The following is a 15,635-nucleotide window of genomic DNA, read 5'->3' as shown; positions in this document are numbered from 1 at the left end:
AATTATTTTTGGGCAAAACAATGCCTTGGAAATTGATCGTTCAATTTCCTTGTCAAAGCCTCCGTGGGAATCTGAAAAACGAGTCGACTCTGTTTTTTAATTTCGAGTCGGACGAAATCAGGAGGTCAGCGTAGGGGATGGAATTGGCAGGCGCAAGCGAATGCCGTCGCAAATTTTTTGATACCCCGGGTTATTTCCCCCGGAGGTTCTAATCAGTTTTTTGGAAGGCGCGGCAGGCGCGCGCGACCGTCGCCGCGGCCGTTCGGAAACGGCTGCGGGGGCGAGGTCAGGGAGAGAGGGAGTGCGCCGAGGCCCGTGCGTGGCGGGCGGTCGGGCGGGGCGTCGTCAGACGCCGGCGGCGTGCGCCTGCTGGTCGGCGTGGTAGCTGGAACGCACCATGGCGCCGACAGCCGCGTGGCTGAAGCCCATCTTGTAGGCCTCTTCCTCGAACATCTTGAAGGTGTCGGGGTGCACGTAGCGGCGCACCGGCAGGTGCGAGCCCGACGGCGACAGGTACTGGCCGATGGTCAGCATGTCGATGTCGTGGGCGCGCATGTCGCGCATCACCTGCAGGATCTCTTCGTCGGTTTCGCCCAGGCCGACCATGATGCCGCTCTTGGTCGGCACCTTCGGGTGCAGCGCCTTGAACTTCTTCAGCAGGTTCAGGCTGAACTGGTAGTCGCTGCCCGGACGCGCTTCCTTGTACAGGCGCGGCGCGGTTTCCAGGTTGTGGTTCATCACGTCGGGCGGCGCGGCCTTGAGGATCTCGAGGGCGCGGTCGTCGCGGCCGCGGAAGTCGGGCACGAGGATCTCGATCTGCGTCATCGGCGAGAGCTCGCGGATGTTGGTGATGCAGTCGACGAAGTGCTGGCTGCCGCCGTCGCGCAGGTCGTCGCGGTCGACGCTGGTGATCACCACGTACTTCAAGCGCAGCTTGGCGATGGTCTTGGCCAGGTTGAGCGGCTCGTCCTTGTCGAGCGGGTCGGGGCGGCCGTGGCCCACGTCGCAGAACGGGCAACGGCGCGTGCACTTGTCGCCCATGATCATGAAGGTGGCCGTGCCGTTGCCGAAGCATTCGCCGATGTTCGGGCACGAGGCTTCTTCGCAGACCGTGTGCAGGTTGCTTTCGCGCAGGATCTGCTTGATCTCGTAGAAGCGCGTGGTCGGGCTGCCGGCCTTGACGCGGATCCACTCGGGCTTCTTGAGCACTTCGCCGGTCTGCACCACCTTGACGGGGATGCGCGACAGCTTGGCCGCGGCCTTCTGCTTGGCCAGGGGGTTGTAGTTTTCGGCGCTCTGGGCGTCGCGGACGACTTCGGTGGTGCTCATTGGATTGCTACGGTGCCAGGAAGGTGATGAGCTTCTGGCCCAGCACGCCGGCAGCTTCTTCCCATGTGGTTTGGACGCCGATTGTAGAAAGGTCGACCGTTTTCAGCCCGGCGTAGCCGCAAGGGTTGATGCGCGAGAAGGGTTCGAGGTCCATCGCGACATTGAGCGACACACCGTGGTAGGTAGCGTGGCGGCTCACCTTGATGCCCAGCGCGGCGATCTTGCCCAGGCCCCGGAACGGGTCGGCGCCGGGCATCGGGCCGGTGAGTGCGGCGTGCGAAAACGGGTCGTCCAGGCGCACGTAGATGCCCGGGGCGCCGGGTACGCGGTGGCCGGTCACGCCGAAATGGGCGAGCGTGCGCAGCACCGATTCCTCGATGCGGTAGACGTATTCCTTGACGTAGTAGCCGGCGCGCCGCAGGTCGATGAGCGGGTACGCCACCACCTGGCCGGGGCCGTGGAAGGTGACCTGCCCGCCCCGGTCGGTCTGCACGACCGGGATCGGGCCGGGGGCCAGGATGTGGTCGGTCTTGCCCGCGAGCCCTTGGGTGAACACGGGGTCGTGCTCGCAAATCCATAGCGCGTCGGGGCTCTCGGGCGTGCGCTCCTGCGTGAAGCGCTGCATCGCCGCATAGGTGGCGAGATAGTCGGCCCGGCCGAGCGACTGCGCTTCGATGGTCAAAGAACGACCTTGACCGACGGGTGCGACGACAGGGCGCGATACAGGTCGTCGAGCTGCTCGCGGCTGGTGGCGGTGACGGTGATCGTCACGCCCAGGTAGTTGCCGGCCTTGCTGTCGCGCAGCTCGACGGTGGTGGCGTCGAAGTTGGGGTCGAAGCGCTCGGCGATCTGCGTGATGGCGTGCACCAGGCCTTCGGTCTTGGCGCCCATCACCTTGATCGGGAACTGCGAGGGGTACTCGATCAGCGATTCCTTGCGCGGATCGGGGATCGGGGCCGTGTCGTCTGTGGTATCGGTCGGGGGCGTGGTGTTGTCGGTCATGCAAGGGCTCCTGGCTTCTCAGCGTTGCGTTGCTTGGCCTGTTGGTAGGCGGCATACAAGCTTTGGTAGATGGGGCCGGGACGGCCATTGCCAATGGTCTGGCCGTCGAGTGTGACGACGGGCAGCACCTCTTTGGTGGCGGAAGAAAGCAGCAGTTCGTCGGCGCCGAACACTTCGTCACGCGACACGCGCCGCAGCGTGAAGGGAATGCCGCTGTCCTGGCACAGACGCTCGAGCAGGCCGTAGCGGATGCCGGTGAGCACGAGGTTGTCTTTCGGTGGGCCGATGAGCGTGCCGTCCTTCACGATCCACACGTTGCTCGACGAAGCCTCGCTGAGCGAGTCGCCGCGGAACATCACGGTTTCGGTCGCACCGGCCTCGACGCTGATCTGCCGCGCGAGCACCGCGCCCAGCAGGCTGGTGCTCTTGATGTGGGCCTTCTGCCAGCGGAAATCGTCGGCCGTGACGCAGGTCACGCCCTTGGCGCGCACCGCATCGGCCACCGGCGGCAGGGGGTTCACCATCGCGAACACCGTGGGGCGCAGGCCGCGCACCATGGCGTGGTCACGTGGTGCGACACCGCGCGAGACCTGGAAGTAGATCGCCTGCGGTGCGTTGCCTTGCGGTGCGGCAAGCTGCATCGCAATGGCGCGCCATTCGTCGCGGGAGTAGGGGTTGTCGATCTGCAGCTCGGCCAGCGAACGCTCGAGGCGCGCGATGTGCTCGTCGAAGCAGAAGGGCACTCCGAAGTACACAGGGATGACTTCGTAGATGCCGTCGCCGAAGATGAAGCCGCGGTCGAGGACGCTGATCTTCGCGTCGCGCAGCGGGGTGAATTCGCCGTTGAGAAAACACGGCGTGTCGGGCAGTGCCGAGGTGATGTCTTGCATCCGCAAATTATGGGCGGACGCCACACTCGGTGCAGAACTGTGGACGAAGTGTCACGTTATGTCGGGACCCCGCTAGGTTTTACTTATAATCAATGGCTTTGTAAAATTCTCCGGGGACAAACACGGGGTGCATTCGAATGACAACCAACGCCCCTGTCCCTGAGGTTGACGCCGAAGAATCCGATTTCAAGCCACTGACGGCCGAAGAGGCCCAGAAGTTGCGCGAGCAAAACCCCGAGCTGTCACCCTGGTGGGTGATCGCAGCCCAAGTGGCTGCAGGTGTGGTGGTAGCTTGCCTGGCGTGGATCTGGACGGCGCGATCCGAGGCTGCAATCTCGGCGTTTTATGGAGCCATGACAGTAGCGATCCCCGCGGCCTTGTTTGTCCGCGGTGTCCGGCGCAAGCCGGGCATGCCGTCGCAGGCTGTCATGTTGAGGTTTTTTGTGTGGGAGATGATCAAGATCGCGTTGACCGTAGCCTTGCTGGCCGCGGCGCCGTGGCTGATCGGGGGGCTCGTCTGGCTGGCCATGGTGGCTGGCGTGGTGGTCGCCATGAAGATGTACTGGGTGGCACTGTTGGTGCGGCCCAAATTTTTGAACCGGATTTGACTGTTTTGGAAGAGAGACGCTGAAAGATGGCCGCCGAAGGACACGCCCCGACCGCGAGTGAATACATCGTTCACCACCTCCAGCACTGGCAAGTCGACTGGAGCCTCAAGCCCGTCGTTCAATCCGCCATTGTTGACTTCAACGTCATCAACCTCGACTCGGTGCTTTACGCGCTGATCGTCGGCGCATTGGGCTGCTTCGTGCTGTGGCTGGCTGCCCGCAAGGCAACGCCCGGCGTGCCCGGCCGTTTCCAGGCGGCGGTCGAAATCCTGGTCGAGATGGTCGACAACCAGGCCAAGGCCAACATCCACAACGCCGCGAGCCGCAAGTTCATTGCCCCGCTGGCGCTCACCGTGTTCGTCTGGATCTTCCTGCTGAACGCGATGGACATGCTGCCGGTCGACCTGCTGCCGGCCATCTGGACCCAGGTGTATTCGGCCATGGGCCACGATCCGCACCACGCTTACATGCGTGCCGTGCCGACCGCCGACCTCTCGACCACGCTCGGTCTTTCCACCTCCGTGCTGCTTCTGTGCCTCTTCTACAGCGTCAAGGTCAAGGGCCTGGGCGGCTGGGGCCACGAGCTGATCACCGCGCCCTTCGGTGCCCACCCGCTGCTGTGGCCCATCAACCTGCTGATGCAGGTCATCGAGTACCTGGCCAAGACGGTTTCACACGGCATGCGGTTGTTCGGCAACATGTATGCAGGCGAGCTCGTCTTCATGCTCATCGCCCTCATGGGCGGTGCCATGGCGGCCTCGTTCTCCGGTGTGTTGCTGCCCATCGGGCACATCATTGCCGGCACTGTCTGGGCGATCTTCCACATCCTGGTGATCACGCTGCAGGCTTTCATCTTCATGATGCTGACCCTGATCTATCTGGGCCAGGCGCATGAGGCGCATTGAGTTTCCCTTTTTCTTTTCGTTTGCTTTAAATCTGTTCTAAGGAGTCATCATCATGGAAAACATTCTCGGTCTCGTCGCTCTCGCTTGTGGTCTGATCGTCGGTCTCGGCGCCATCGGTGCTTCCATCGGCATCGCGCTGATGGGTGGCAAGTTCCTGGAATCGTCGGCCCGTCAACCTGAGCTGATGAACGACCTGCAGACCAAGATGTTCATCTTGGCGGGTCTGATCGACGCGGCCTTCCTGATCGGCGTGGCCATCGCTCTGCTGTTCGCCTTCGCCAACCCGTTCGCCGCGACCCTGCTGGCCAACCTGCCCAAGTAAGCCGGTTCAACGCCACTCCAGAAAGGTGTTGCCGTGAGTATCAACGCGACCCTGTTCGTTCAGGCCATCGTCTTCTTGCTGCTGGTGCTGTTCACGATGAAATTCGTGTGGCCGCCCATCGCAAAGGCCTTGGATGAACGCGCACAAAAGATCGCTGCGGGCCTGGCGGCCGCCGAGAAGGCCAAGGCTGAACTCGCTTCCGCCAACCAGCGCGTCGAGCAGGAACTGGTTCAGTCTCGCAACGAGACCACCAGCCGTCTGGCCGATGCCGAGCGCCGCGCCCAGCAGATCATCGAAGAGGCCAAGGGCCGTGCAACTGTGGAGGCCAACAAGATCGTGGCCGACGCGCACGCCGAAGCCGAACAGCAGTCCGTGCGTGCCCGTGAGGCCCTGCGTGAGCAGGTTGCTGCACTGGCCGTCAAGGGTGCCGAGCAGATTCTCCGCAAGGAAGTCAATGCCGGTGTCCACGCCGACCTGCTCCAGCGCCTGAAGACCGAGCTCTGAGGACGATATGGCCGAACTTGCGACCATTGCCCGCCCCTACGCGGACGCGCTCTTCGAGGCTACTTCGAGCGACCTCGAAGGCACGGCCGGATGGATCGGCCAGCTGGCCGCCATCGCTGCCGATCCGCAGCTCCTGCAGTTCGCTGCCGACCCGAAGGTGTCGCAGGAACAGGTCTTCGACCTGATTTCCGGCCTCCTGCCGCAAGCCTTGCCGAACGCCGGCAAGAACTTCTTGCGCACGGTGATCGACAACGGCCGGCTCGCTGCATTGCCCGAAGTCGCGGCCCAGTACCGCGAGCTCAAGAACGCCAAGAGCGGTACGTCCGACGCGGTGATCTACAGCGCCTTCCCGATCGACGCGGCGAGTCTCGCCGAAGTCGGCGCGGCGCTGCAGCGCCGTTTCGGTCGTCCGCTGAACACGCGTGTGGAATCCGATCCTTCGCTGATCGGCGGCATTCGTGTGGTGGTGGGGGACGAAGTCCTCGACACCTCCGTCAAGGCGCGTCTCGAACAAATGAAAGCAGCGCTCACCGCCTGAGGCGGCGAGCCGCGGTTGGCCCTATTTATTGAAAGAAGGAAAGAGTCATGCAACTCAATCCCGCAGAAATTTCCGAACTGATCAAGAGCCGTATCGAAGGCCTTGGCGTCAGCGCCGACATCCGCAACCAGGGCACCGTGGTCTCGGTGACCGACGGCATCGTGCGCGTGCACGGCCTGTCGGACGCGATGCAGGGCGAAATGCTCGAGTTCCCGCCCACGGCTGACGGCACGCCGTCGTTCGGCCTGGCGCTGAACCTCGAGCGCGACTCGGTCGGCGCCGTGATTCTGGGCGAGTACGAGCACATCTCCGAAGGCGACACCGTGAAGTGCACGGGCCGCATTCTGGAAGTGCCCGTGGGCCCCGAGCTCATCGGCCGCGTGGTGAACGCACTGGGCCAGCCGATCGACGGCAAGGGTCCGATCAACGCCAAGATGACCGACGTGATCGAAAAGGTCGCTCCCGGCGTGATCGCACGGAAGTCCGTCGACCAGCCGATGCAGACCGGCCTGAAGTCCATCGACTCGATGGTGCCCGTCGGCCGTGGCCAGCGCGAGCTGATCATCGGTGACCGCCAGACCGGCAAGACCGCCGTGGCGATCGACGCGATCATCAACCAGAAGGGTCAGAACATGACCTGCGTCTACGTTGCGATCGGCCAGAAGGCTTCGTCGATCAAGAACGTGGTGCGCTCGCTGGAACAAGCCGGCGCGATGGACTACACCATCGTCGTGGCCGCATCGGCCTCCGAATCGGCTGCCATGCAGTACGTGTCGGCCTACTCGGGCTGCACGATGGGCGAATACTTCCGCGACCGCGGCCAGGACGCCCTGATCGTCTATGACGACCTGTCCAAGCAAGCCGTGGCCTACCGTCAGGTGTCGCTGCTGCTGCGCCGCCCGCCAGGCCGCGAAGCCTACCCCGGCGACGTGTTCTATCTCCACAGCCGTCTGCTCGAGCGCGCAGCCCGCGTGAACGCCGACTACGTCGAAGCCTTCACCAAGGGTGAAGTCAAGGGCAAGACCGGTTCGCTGACCGCACTGCCGATCATCGAAACGCAAGCCGGCGACGTATCCGCCTTCGTTCCGACCAATGTGATCTCGATCACCGACGGCCAGATCTTCCTGGAAACCAGCCTGTTCAACGCCGGCATCCGCCCCGCCATCAACGCCGGTATCTCGGTGTCGCGCGTGGGTTCGTCGGCGCAGACCAACCTGATCAAGAACCAGTCGGGCGGCATCCGTACCGACCTGGCCCAGTACCGTGAACTGGCCGCGTTCGCGCAGTTCGCTTCCGACCTCGACGAAGCGACCCGCAAGCAACTCGACCGCGGTGCGCGCGTGACGGAACTGCTCAAGCAGACCCAGTACAGCCCGCTGCCGATCTCGCTGATGAATGCCACGCTGTTCGCAGTGAACAAGGGCTTCATGGACGACATCGACGTCAAGAAGGTGCTCCCGTTCGAACACGGCTTCCATCAGCTGCTGAAGACGAGCCACGCCGCCCTGCTCGAGACCATGGAAAAGAACGGTGCCAAGTGGGACGTCAAGCCCGCCAAGCCGGACGACAGCGCCGAAAAGCAAGCCTTCAAGAAGGTTTGCCAGGACGCCGAAGCCGAACTGCTGGCTGCCGCCACCTCGTTCAAGAAGTCGTTCGCCTGATCGACCCCTTGACCGACGCAAGAAGGAGTTCATATGGCAGCTGGTAAGGAAATCCGCGGCAAGATCAAATCGGTGGAAAACACCAAGAAGATCACCAAGGCCATGGAAATGGTCTCGGTTTCCAAGATGCGCAAGGCGCAAGAGCGCATGCGTGCCGCCCGCCCCTACAGCGAGAAGATCCGCAACATTGCGGCGAACCTTGGCAAGGCGAATCCCGAGTACACGCACGCCTTCATGAAGAAGAACGACGCCAAGGCGATCGGCTTCATCATCGTGACGAGCGACAAGGGCCTGTGCGGTGGCTTGAACACCAACCTGCTGCGCGCCGTGACGGCCAAGCTGCGTGAAGCGCAGACCGCTGGCGTGGCGATCGAGTCGGTCGCCATCGGCAGCAAGGGCCTTGGCTTCCTGAACCGCATCGGCGCCCGCGTGGTCGCGCATGTCACCCACCTGGGTGACACGCCGCACCTGGACAAGCTCATCGGCCCGGTCAAGACGCTGCTCGACGCTTACGCGGAAGGCAAGCTCTCGGCCGTGTACCTGTGCTACACGAAGTTCATCAACACGATCAAGCAGGAGCCGCTCGTCGAGCAGCTGCTGCCGCTGGCCGAAGACTCGCTGCAAGTCGAGGAAGGCCAGCATTCGTGGGATTACATCTACGAGCCCGATGCGCAAAGCGTGATCGACGAGCTGCTGGTTCGCTATGTGGAGTCGCTGGTCTACCAGGCCGTGGCAGAGAACATGGCGTCCGAGCATTCGGCGCGGATGGTGGCCATGAAGGCCGCCACCGACAACGCAGGCAATGTGATCAGCGAGCTGAAGCTGGTCTACAACAAGACCCGCCAGGCCGGCATCACCAAGGAGCTCTCGGAAATCGTTTCGGGCGCTGCGGCGGCCGCCGGTGTCTGAGCCCTTCGGACCTCAACAGATTTAAATTTTTATCGGAGCAGACATGGCTCAAGCAGAAGCAGTTCAAGGCAAGATCGTTCAGTGTATTGGCGCTGTGGTCGACGTGGAATTCCCGCGCGACAAGATGCCCAAGATCTACGACGCCCTCAAGTTCGAAGGCAGCGCACTGACGCTCGAAGTCCAGCAGCAGCTCGGCGACGGCGTGGTCCGCACGATTGCGCTGGGTTCTTCCGACGGCCTGCGCCGCGGCCTGATCGTGACCAACACGCAAGCCCCCATCACCGTGCCCGTGGGCAAGGCGACGCTGGGCCGCATCATGGACGTGCTGGGCGCGCCCATCGACGAGCGTGGTCCGGTCGACCAGACGCTGACCGCCTCCATCCACCGCAAGGCTCCCGCGTACGACGAGCTGTCGCCGTCGCAAGACCTGCTGGAAACCGGCATCAAGGTGATCGACCTGGTGTGCCCGTTCGCCAAGGGCGGCAAGGTGGGCCTGTTCGGTGGTGCCGGCGTGGGCAAGACCGTGAACATGATGGAACTCATCAACAACATCGCCAAGGCTCACTCGGGTCTGTCGGTGTTCGCTGGTGTGGGCGAACGTACCCGCGAAGGCAACGACTTCTATCACGAGATGGCCGACTCCGGCGTCGTGAACCTCGAGAAGCTCGAAGACTCCAAGGTCGCCATGGTCTACGGCCAGATGAACGAGCCCCCGGGCAACCGTCTGCGCGTGGCCCTGACCGGCCTGACCATCGCCGAGTCGTTCCGCGACGAAGGCCGTGACGTGCTGTTCTTCGTGGACAACATCTACCGCTACACGCTGGCCGGTACCGAAGTGTCGGCACTGCTGGGTCGTATGCCTTCCGCCGTGGGCTACCAGCCGACGCTGGCCGAGGAAATGGGCCGCCTGCAAGAGCGGATCACGTCGACCAAGGTCGGCTCGATCACCTCGATCCAGGCCGTGTACGTCCCTGCCGACGACTTGACCGATCCGTCGCCCGCCACGACCTTCGCCCACTTGGACTCGACCGTGGTGCTGTCGCGTGACATCGCTTCGCTGGGTATCTACCCCGCCGTGGACCCGCTGGATTCGACCTCGCGCCAGCTCGACCCGAACGTGGTCGGCGAAGAGCACTACAACGTGGCCCGCGCCGTGCAGGGCATCCTGCAGCGCTACAAGGAACTGCGCGACATCATCGCGATTCTGGGCATGGACGAACTGGCGCCCGACGACAAGCTCGCCGTGGCCCGCGCCCGCAAGATCCAGCGTTTCCTGTCGCAGCCGTTCCACGTGGCCGAGGTGTTCACCGGTTCGCCCGGCAAGTACGTGTCGCTGGCCGAAACCATCCGTGGTTTCAAGATGATCGTGAACGGCGAAGCCGACCACCTGCCGGAACAAGCGTTCTACATGGTGGGCACGATCGACGAAGCGTTCGAAAAAGCCAAGAAGGTCGCCTAAGGCGGCATGGGAACTCAGATGGCCAACACCATTCACGTCGATGTGGTCAGCGCAGAAGAGTCGATCTTCTCGGGCGAAGCCACGTTCGTCGCGCTGCCCGGTGAAGCCGGTGAGCTCGGCATCTATCCGCGTCACACGCCGCTGATCACGCGCATCCGCCCCGGTGCCGTGCGCATCGAAACGGCTGACGGCGGCGAAGAGTTCGTCTTCGTGGCCGGCGGCATTCTCGAAGTGCAGCCTGACGCCGTCACCGTGCTGTCCGACACCGCAATCCGCGGCAAGGACCTCGACGACGAGAAGGCCAACCAAGCCAAGGCGGCCGCCGAGGAAGCGCTGAAGAACGCCAAGAGCGACATCGACATCGCGATGGCGCAGTCGGAACTGGCCGTGATGGCTGCGCAGATCGCTGCGCTGCGCAAGTACCGCCAGAAGAAGTAAATCAAAGCCGCTGCCTTCGGGTCGAAGCAAAGAAAAAGCCACCCTCGGGTGGCTTTTTTTCGTCCGCCCTTTCCAGATCGCGTGCTTGTTTGGTTTGAAATAGGTCGAAGTTAAGCCTTGCCCGGCTGAAGATGCGCTCCTAGTATTCGCCTTCGCCCGGCGGCCGATCGTCTGATCGTTCGACCGGCGCCTTTCCAAAAAAGAGCGGAGACAAACGCGTGGCACCCTGGAGCGGCATCACGACCGACGAAATGCGGTTGCTGGAATCGACCTTCTGGTCGGCCGGCGGCTCGCGCCATGCCATGGCCGAACAGCTCGGCTTCTCCAAGAGCAAGGCCAACGGCCTGATCGCCGGCCTCGTCGACCAAGGCCTGCTGGCCGAAGCCGGCCTGCAGCGCTCCTCGGGCGGTCGGCGCGCCGAAAACCTTCAGCTCAATGGCGAACTCGGCGTGCTCGTGGGCATCGACATCGGCGCCACCAGCCTCGACGTCGCGGTGCTGCGCCCCGACCTCACGGTGCTGGCCCAGCACGAAGAAGCCGCCGACGTGCGCGAAGGCCCGGCCGTGGTGCTGGCCCGTGTGCGCGTGCTGATGCGCGAGTTGCTCGCGCGTTGCGGGCAGGGCGCACGCAACGTCATGGGCATCGGCATCGGCGTGCCCGGCCCGGTCAACTTCGAGATCGGCCAGCTCGTGAACCCACCGCTCATGCCGGCGTGGGACAGCTTCTCGATCCGCGACTACCTGCGTGAAGACTATGCCGCGCCGGTGTTCGTCGACAACGACGTCAACCTGATGGCGCTCGGCGAACTGTGGCGGCTGCGTCGCTCGCTCTCGAATTTCCTCGTGATCAAGATCGGCACCGGCATTGGCTGCGGCATCGTCTGCCACGGCGAGGTGTACCGCGGCGCCGCCGGTTCGGCCGGCGACGTGGGCCACATCTGCGTCGACCAGGAAGGTCCGCGCTGCCATTGCGGCAACCTGGGCTGCGTCGAGGCGATGGCGGCCGGCCCTGCGATCACGCGCATGGCGATGCAGGCGGCCGAAGCCGGCGAAAGTGCGACGCTGGCTGAGTGCCTGCGCACGCGCGGGCGCATCGATGCCTTCGACGTGGGCCAAGCCAGCCGCGGCGGCGACCCGGCGGCCAACGCCATCATCCAGCGCGCGGGCAGCCTCATCGGGCAGATGCTCGCGTCGGTCGTCAACTTCTTCAATCCGTCGCACGTGTTCATCGGAGGCGGCATCACGCGCATCGGGCCGCTGTTTCTCGCGGCGGTGCGCCAGAGCGTCTACCAGCGCTCGCTCGCGCTGTCGACGCGGCACCTCGAGATTCAGTACACGCCGCTCGGTACGCAGGGCGGCCTCGTCGGCGCGGGCGTGCTGGCGATGCAGGAAACGCTCAAGGCCCGAGGGGTGGCGCCATGACCGCCGTGGAAACCATCAAGGGCAGCGTGGCCGTCGAGTTCGATGCCGTGGTGAAGGCTTTCGGCCCCGTGCAGGTGCTGCACGGCGTGAGCTTTGCGCTCGCGCCGGGTCGCGTGTACGGCCTGCTCGGCGAGAACGGCGCGGGCAAGTCCACGCTGATGAAGATCCTGTCGGGCTACGAGTCGCTGACCAGCGGCACGTTGCGCATCAACGGCCAGCCGCAAACCTTCACGAGCTCGCGCGATGCCGAGGCGTTGGGCATCGTGTTGATCCACCAGGAGTTCAACCTCGCCGAAGACCTCAGCGTGGCGCAGAACATCTTCCTCGGCCACGAAAAGAAAAAGGGGTTCCTGCTCGACGACGCCGCGATGGAGCGCGACGCCGCCGCCGCGCTCGCCGCCGTCGGCCTGGCCATCGACCCGCGCACCAAGGTGCGCCGCCTCATCGTCGCCGAGAAACAGCTCGTCGAGATCGCGAAAGCCATCGCCCGCCGCGCGCGCCTGCTCGTCATGGACGAGCCCACCGCCACGCTCACGCCCGGCGAGACCGAGCGCCTGTTCAAGCTCATCGCGCAACTGCGCGCCGACGGCGTGACCATCGTCTACATCTCGCACAAGCTCGACGAAGTGGAGCAGGTCACCGACGAGGTGATCGTGATGCGCGACGGCCGCTTCGTGGCGCGCGCGCCCACGCCCGAGGTCTCGCGCCAGCAGATGGCGAACCTCATGGTGGGCCGCGAACTGGCCGACCTGTACCCGCCGCGCGACCTCGTCGTGGCGGCCGACAAGCCCGCCTTGCGCGTGCGCAATTTCAGCGTGCCCGGCTGGGCGCAGGACGCGAGCTTCGAGGTGCGCCCCGGCGAAATCCTCGGCTTCGCGGGCCTCGTCGGTGCGGGCCGCACCGAGCTGTTCGAAGGCCTGCTCGGGCTGCGCCCCGCCAGCGGCACCGTCGAGATGCGCGGCGAGCCCGTGCCGCACGGCAAGGGCTGGCGCAACCCGCGCGATGCCGCGAAACACGGCCTCACCTACCTCAGCGAAGACCGCAAGGGCAAGGGCCTGCACGTGCACTTCGGCCTGCGCCAGAACCTCACGCTGATGGCCCTCGAGCGCTACGCGCAGCCCTGGCTGAAGCCCGACGCCGAACGGCTCGCGCTCGGCGAGGCGGTGAAGGACTACGGCATCCGCACCGGCTCGCTCGACGTGCGCGCCTCGTCGCTGTCGGGCGGCAACCAGCAGAAGCTCGCGCTCGCCAAGGTGCTGCAGCCGCAGCCCAAGGTGGTGGTGCTCGACGAGCCCACGCGCGGTGTCGACGTGGGCGCCAAGCGCGACATCTATTTCCTGATCCAGCGACTCGCCCGCGAAGGCCTCGCGGTGATCGTCGTCTCGTCCGAGCTGATGGAACTGATCGGCCTGTGCCACCGCGTCGCGGTGATGCGCGCGGGCCGGCTCGTTGCCACGCTGGACGCGACCCACCTGACTGAAGAGGAGCTCATCGCTCATGCCACCGGAACCGCAGACACCTCCACCGCAGCCTGAAGCGGCCGCAGCAACTGCAGCAGCAGCGCACCGCAGCGAGGCCAAGCCGCGCTGGACCGAGCGCCTGCACGGCCTCGGTCCGGTCATCGGCCTCGTGCTGCTGTGCATCGCAGGCACGCTGCTCAACAGCGACTTCGCCACCGTCGACAACGCGATGAACGTGCTCACGCGCACGGCCTTCATCGGCATCATCGCGGTGGGCATGTGCTTCGTGATCATCTCGGGCGGCATCGACCTGTCGGTGGGTTCGATGGCCGCGCTCATCGCGGGCAGCGTGATCATGTTCATCAACTGGGCCGGCCCCGCCTCGGGCTCGCCGCTGATGGCAGTGATGATGGGCGCGGTGCTCGCCGTGGTGCTCGGTGCACTGTTCGGTCTGGCGCACGGCCTGCTCATCACCAAGGGCCGTATCGAGCCCTTCATCGTGACGCTGGGCACGCTCGGCATCTTCCGCGCCTACCTCACGTACTTTGCCGATGGCGGTGCGCTCACGCTCGACAACGAGCTGTCCGATCTCTATGCGCCGGTGTACTACGCGAGCCTTGCGGGCATCCCGGTGCCGGTGTGGGTGTTCGTGATCGTGGCGATCATCGGTGGCGTCATCCTCAACCGCACGGCCTACGGGCGCTACGTGCAGGCCATCGGTTCCAACGAGCAGGTGGCGCGTTACGCGGCCGTGGACGTCGACCGCGTGAAGATCCTCACCTACGTGCTGCTCGGCGTGTGCGTGGGCATCGCCACGCTGCTGTACGTGCCGCGCCTGGGCTCGGCCTCGCCGACCACCGGCCTGCTGTGGGAGCTCGAAGCGATCGCCGCGGTGATCGTCGGCGGCACCGCGTTGAAGGGCGGCGCGGGCAGCATCACCGGCACGGTGGTGGGCGCGATTCTGCTCTCGGTCATCAGCAACATCCTGAACCTCACCAGCATCATCAGCGTGTACCTGAACGCTGCTGTCCAGGGCTTCGTGATCATCGTCGTCGCGTTCCTTCAACGCGGACGCAGATGATGGCCCCCCGGCTTTTCACTCGCTGCGCTCGTGTAACTCCACCCCCCGAGGGGGAGGCGCGGCCGGCTTGGGGCGGCCCGGCGCTCGGCCGCAAGTTTTCCGTTCGTTCCGTTCCACCACCAAAGAGGAGACATCCAGCATGACGACTTTCACCCGACGCCTCGCGCTCACGGCGGTTGCCACCGCAGCGTTCGCCGCCAGCCTGCCCGCGCTTGCCGCGGAAAAGGTCAACCTCGGCGTGTCGATTCCCGCGGCCACGCACAGCTTCATGGGCGGCATCAACTACTGGGCCAACCAGGCGAAGAAGGACCTCGAGAAGCAGCACAAGGACCTGAAGATCACGATCAAGACCGCAGCCAATGCGCCCGAGCAGGCCAACCAGCTGCAAGACCTGTCGACGGTCACCAAGATCAACGCGCTCGTCGTGTTCCCCTTTGAATCGGCGGCGCTGACCAAGCCGGTCGCGCAGGTCAAGGCCAAGGGCGCGTACGTCACCGTGGTCGACCGCGGCCTCACCGACACCAGCGCGCAAGACGCTTACGTGGCGGGCGACAACACGGCCTTCGGCAGGATCCCGGCCGAGTACATCGTCAAGCAGCTCGGCGGCAAGGGCAATGTGGTTGCTCTGCGCGGCATCGCGACCACGCTCGACAACGAGCGCATGGACGCCTTCAACGCCGTGCTCAAGGGCAGCCCCGACATCAAGCTGCTCGATGCCAAGTACGCCAACTGGAACCGCGACGACGCCTTCAAGGTCACGCAGGACTACCTGACGCGCTTCAAGCAGATCGACGCCATCTGGGCCGCCGACGACGACATGGCCGTGGGCGTGCTCAAGGCCATCTCGCAAGCCAAGCGCGACGACATCAAGATCGTGTTCGGCGGCGCCGGCGCCAAGGACATGGTCAAGACCATCATGGACGGCAAGGACAAGCGCATCGGTGCCGACGTGAGCTACTCGCCCAAGTTCATCTACGACGCGATCAAGCTCACGGCCGAAGCGCGCCTGAAGGGCGAGAAGCTGCCGGCGACGACGATCATTCCGTCGGTGCTGATCACCAAAGAGAACGCCAAGGATTTCTACCATCCCAATTCGCCGTTCTAAGGT

Annotated in this window: 17 protein-coding genes; 13 read left to right on the top strand and 4 right to left on the bottom strand. The window is 64.5% G+C overall.

Annotated features, from left to right (window positions below; translation table 11 throughout):
* Nucleotides 1-345: 345 nt before the first annotated feature.
* Genes lipA through CY658_RS31125 form a run of 4 tightly spaced genes read right to left on the bottom strand, consistent with a single transcriptional unit; the run spans nucleotide 346 to nucleotide 3,221 of the window.
* On the bottom strand, nucleotides 346-1,329 hold the full coding sequence (gene lipA / locus CY658_RS31140) for a lipoyl synthase (RefSeq protein ID WP_099793436.1): 984 nt from the start codon (nucleotides 1,327-1,329) through the stop codon (nucleotides 346-348).
* A 7-nt stretch (nucleotides 1,330-1,336) separates the two neighbouring features.
* A complete protein-coding gene (gene lipB, locus CY658_RS31135) occupies nucleotides 1,337-2,011 on the bottom strand; it encodes a lipoyl(octanoyl) transferase LipB (RefSeq protein ID WP_101493840.1) in 675 nt (224 codons plus the stop codon).
* A complete protein-coding gene (locus CY658_RS31130; RefSeq protein ID WP_101493839.1) occupies nucleotides 2,008-2,331 on the bottom strand; it encodes a YbeD family protein in 324 nt (107 codons plus the stop codon). Before CY658_RS31130 ends, lipB begins: the two co-directional genes overlap by 4 nt.
* Nucleotides 2,328-3,221, bottom strand: coding sequence for a D-amino acid aminotransferase (locus CY658_RS31125; RefSeq protein WP_101493838.1), 894 nt, complete (start codon nucleotides 3,219-3,221; stop codon nucleotides 2,328-2,330). Before CY658_RS31125 ends, CY658_RS31130 begins: the two co-directional genes overlap by 4 nt.
* 137 nt (nucleotides 3,222-3,358) lie before the next feature.
* On the opposite strand from CY658_RS31125, the gene CY658_RS31120 reads away from it, so the two are divergent.
* The 13 genes from CY658_RS31120 (at nucleotide 3,359) to CY658_RS31060 (ending at nucleotide 15,632) form a co-directional block, all read left to right on the top strand.
* The gene (locus CY658_RS31120) at nucleotides 3,359-3,829 is read left to right on the top strand and encodes an ATP synthase subunit I (RefSeq protein ID WP_056576477.1); all 471 of its coding nucleotides are present in this window, start codon (nucleotides 3,359-3,361) and stop codon (nucleotides 3,827-3,829) included.
* A gap of 26 nt (nucleotides 3,830-3,855) precedes the next feature.
* Nucleotides 3,856-4,734, top strand: coding sequence for a F0F1 ATP synthase subunit A (gene atpB / locus CY658_RS31115; RefSeq protein ID WP_101493837.1), 879 nt, complete (start codon nucleotides 3,856-3,858; stop codon nucleotides 4,732-4,734).
* A 52-nt stretch (nucleotides 4,735-4,786) separates the two neighbouring features.
* Nucleotides 4,787-5,056 carry a F0F1 ATP synthase subunit C gene (atpE, locus tag CY658_RS31110; protein WP_056576471.1) on the top strand — a complete coding sequence of 90 codons (270 nt, stop codon included), beginning with the start codon at nucleotides 4,787-4,789 and terminating at the stop codon, nucleotides 5,054-5,056.
* Between the two features lie 33 nt (nucleotides 5,057-5,089).
* Entirely contained in the window at nucleotides 5,090-5,560 is a 471-nt protein-coding gene (locus tag CY658_RS31105) for a F0F1 ATP synthase subunit B (protein WP_062480176.1), read from the top strand.
* Nucleotides 5,561-5,567: 7 nt separating this feature from the next.
* Nucleotides 5,568-6,098 carry a F0F1 ATP synthase subunit delta gene (locus CY658_RS31100; protein ID WP_101493836.1) on the top strand — a complete coding sequence of 177 codons (531 nt, stop codon included), beginning with the start codon at nucleotides 5,568-5,570 and terminating at the stop codon, nucleotides 6,096-6,098.
* 47 nt (nucleotides 6,099-6,145) lie between these two features.
* Nucleotides 6,146-7,759, top strand: a complete 1,614-nt coding sequence (atpA, locus tag CY658_RS31095) for a F0F1 ATP synthase subunit alpha (protein WP_101493835.1) — start codon at nucleotides 6,146-6,148, stop codon at nucleotides 7,757-7,759.
* Between the two features lie 33 nt (nucleotides 7,760-7,792).
* The gene (gene atpG, locus CY658_RS31090) at nucleotides 7,793-8,668 is read left to right on the top strand and encodes a F0F1 ATP synthase subunit gamma (protein WP_101493834.1); all 876 of its coding nucleotides are present in this window, start codon (nucleotides 7,793-7,795) and stop codon (nucleotides 8,666-8,668) included.
* A 43-nt stretch (nucleotides 8,669-8,711) separates the two neighbouring features.
* Nucleotides 8,712-10,127: a F0F1 ATP synthase subunit beta gene (atpD, locus tag CY658_RS31085; RefSeq protein ID WP_099793418.1), complete on the top strand. Its 1,416-nt coding sequence runs from the start codon at nucleotides 8,712-8,714 to the stop codon at nucleotides 10,125-10,127.
* An 18-nt stretch (nucleotides 10,128-10,145) separates the two neighbouring features.
* The gene (locus tag CY658_RS31080) at nucleotides 10,146-10,565 is read left to right on the top strand and encodes a F0F1 ATP synthase subunit epsilon (protein ID WP_056576453.1); all 420 of its coding nucleotides are present in this window, start codon (nucleotides 10,146-10,148) and stop codon (nucleotides 10,563-10,565) included.
* 251 nt (nucleotides 10,566-10,816) lie between these two features.
* On the top strand, nucleotides 10,817-11,986 hold the full coding sequence (locus CY658_RS31075) for an ROK family protein (protein WP_101493886.1): 1,170 nt from the start codon (nucleotides 10,817-10,819) through the stop codon (nucleotides 11,984-11,986).
* Entirely contained in the window at nucleotides 11,983-13,521 is a 1,539-nt protein-coding gene (locus CY658_RS31070; protein WP_101493833.1) for a sugar ABC transporter ATP-binding protein, read from the top strand. Before CY658_RS31075 ends, CY658_RS31070 begins: the two co-directional genes overlap by 4 nt.
* Entirely contained in the window at nucleotides 13,484-14,527 is a 1,044-nt protein-coding gene (locus tag CY658_RS31065) for an ABC transporter permease (protein WP_101493832.1), read from the top strand. Before CY658_RS31070 ends, CY658_RS31065 begins: the two co-directional genes overlap by 38 nt.
* Nucleotides 14,528-14,666: 139 nt before the next feature.
* Nucleotides 14,667-15,632, top strand: a complete 966-nt coding sequence (locus CY658_RS31060; protein WP_101493831.1) for a substrate-binding domain-containing protein — start codon at nucleotides 14,667-14,669, stop codon at nucleotides 15,630-15,632.
* The last annotated feature ends 3 nt before the right edge of the window (nucleotides 15,633-15,635 follow it).

It is taken from the genome of Variovorax sp. RO1 (assembly GCF_002849325.1).
GTDB lineage: Bacteria > Pseudomonadota > Gammaproteobacteria > Burkholderiales > Burkholderiaceae_C > Variovorax.
This window is presented reverse-complemented; position numbering and strand designations above follow the sequence as displayed.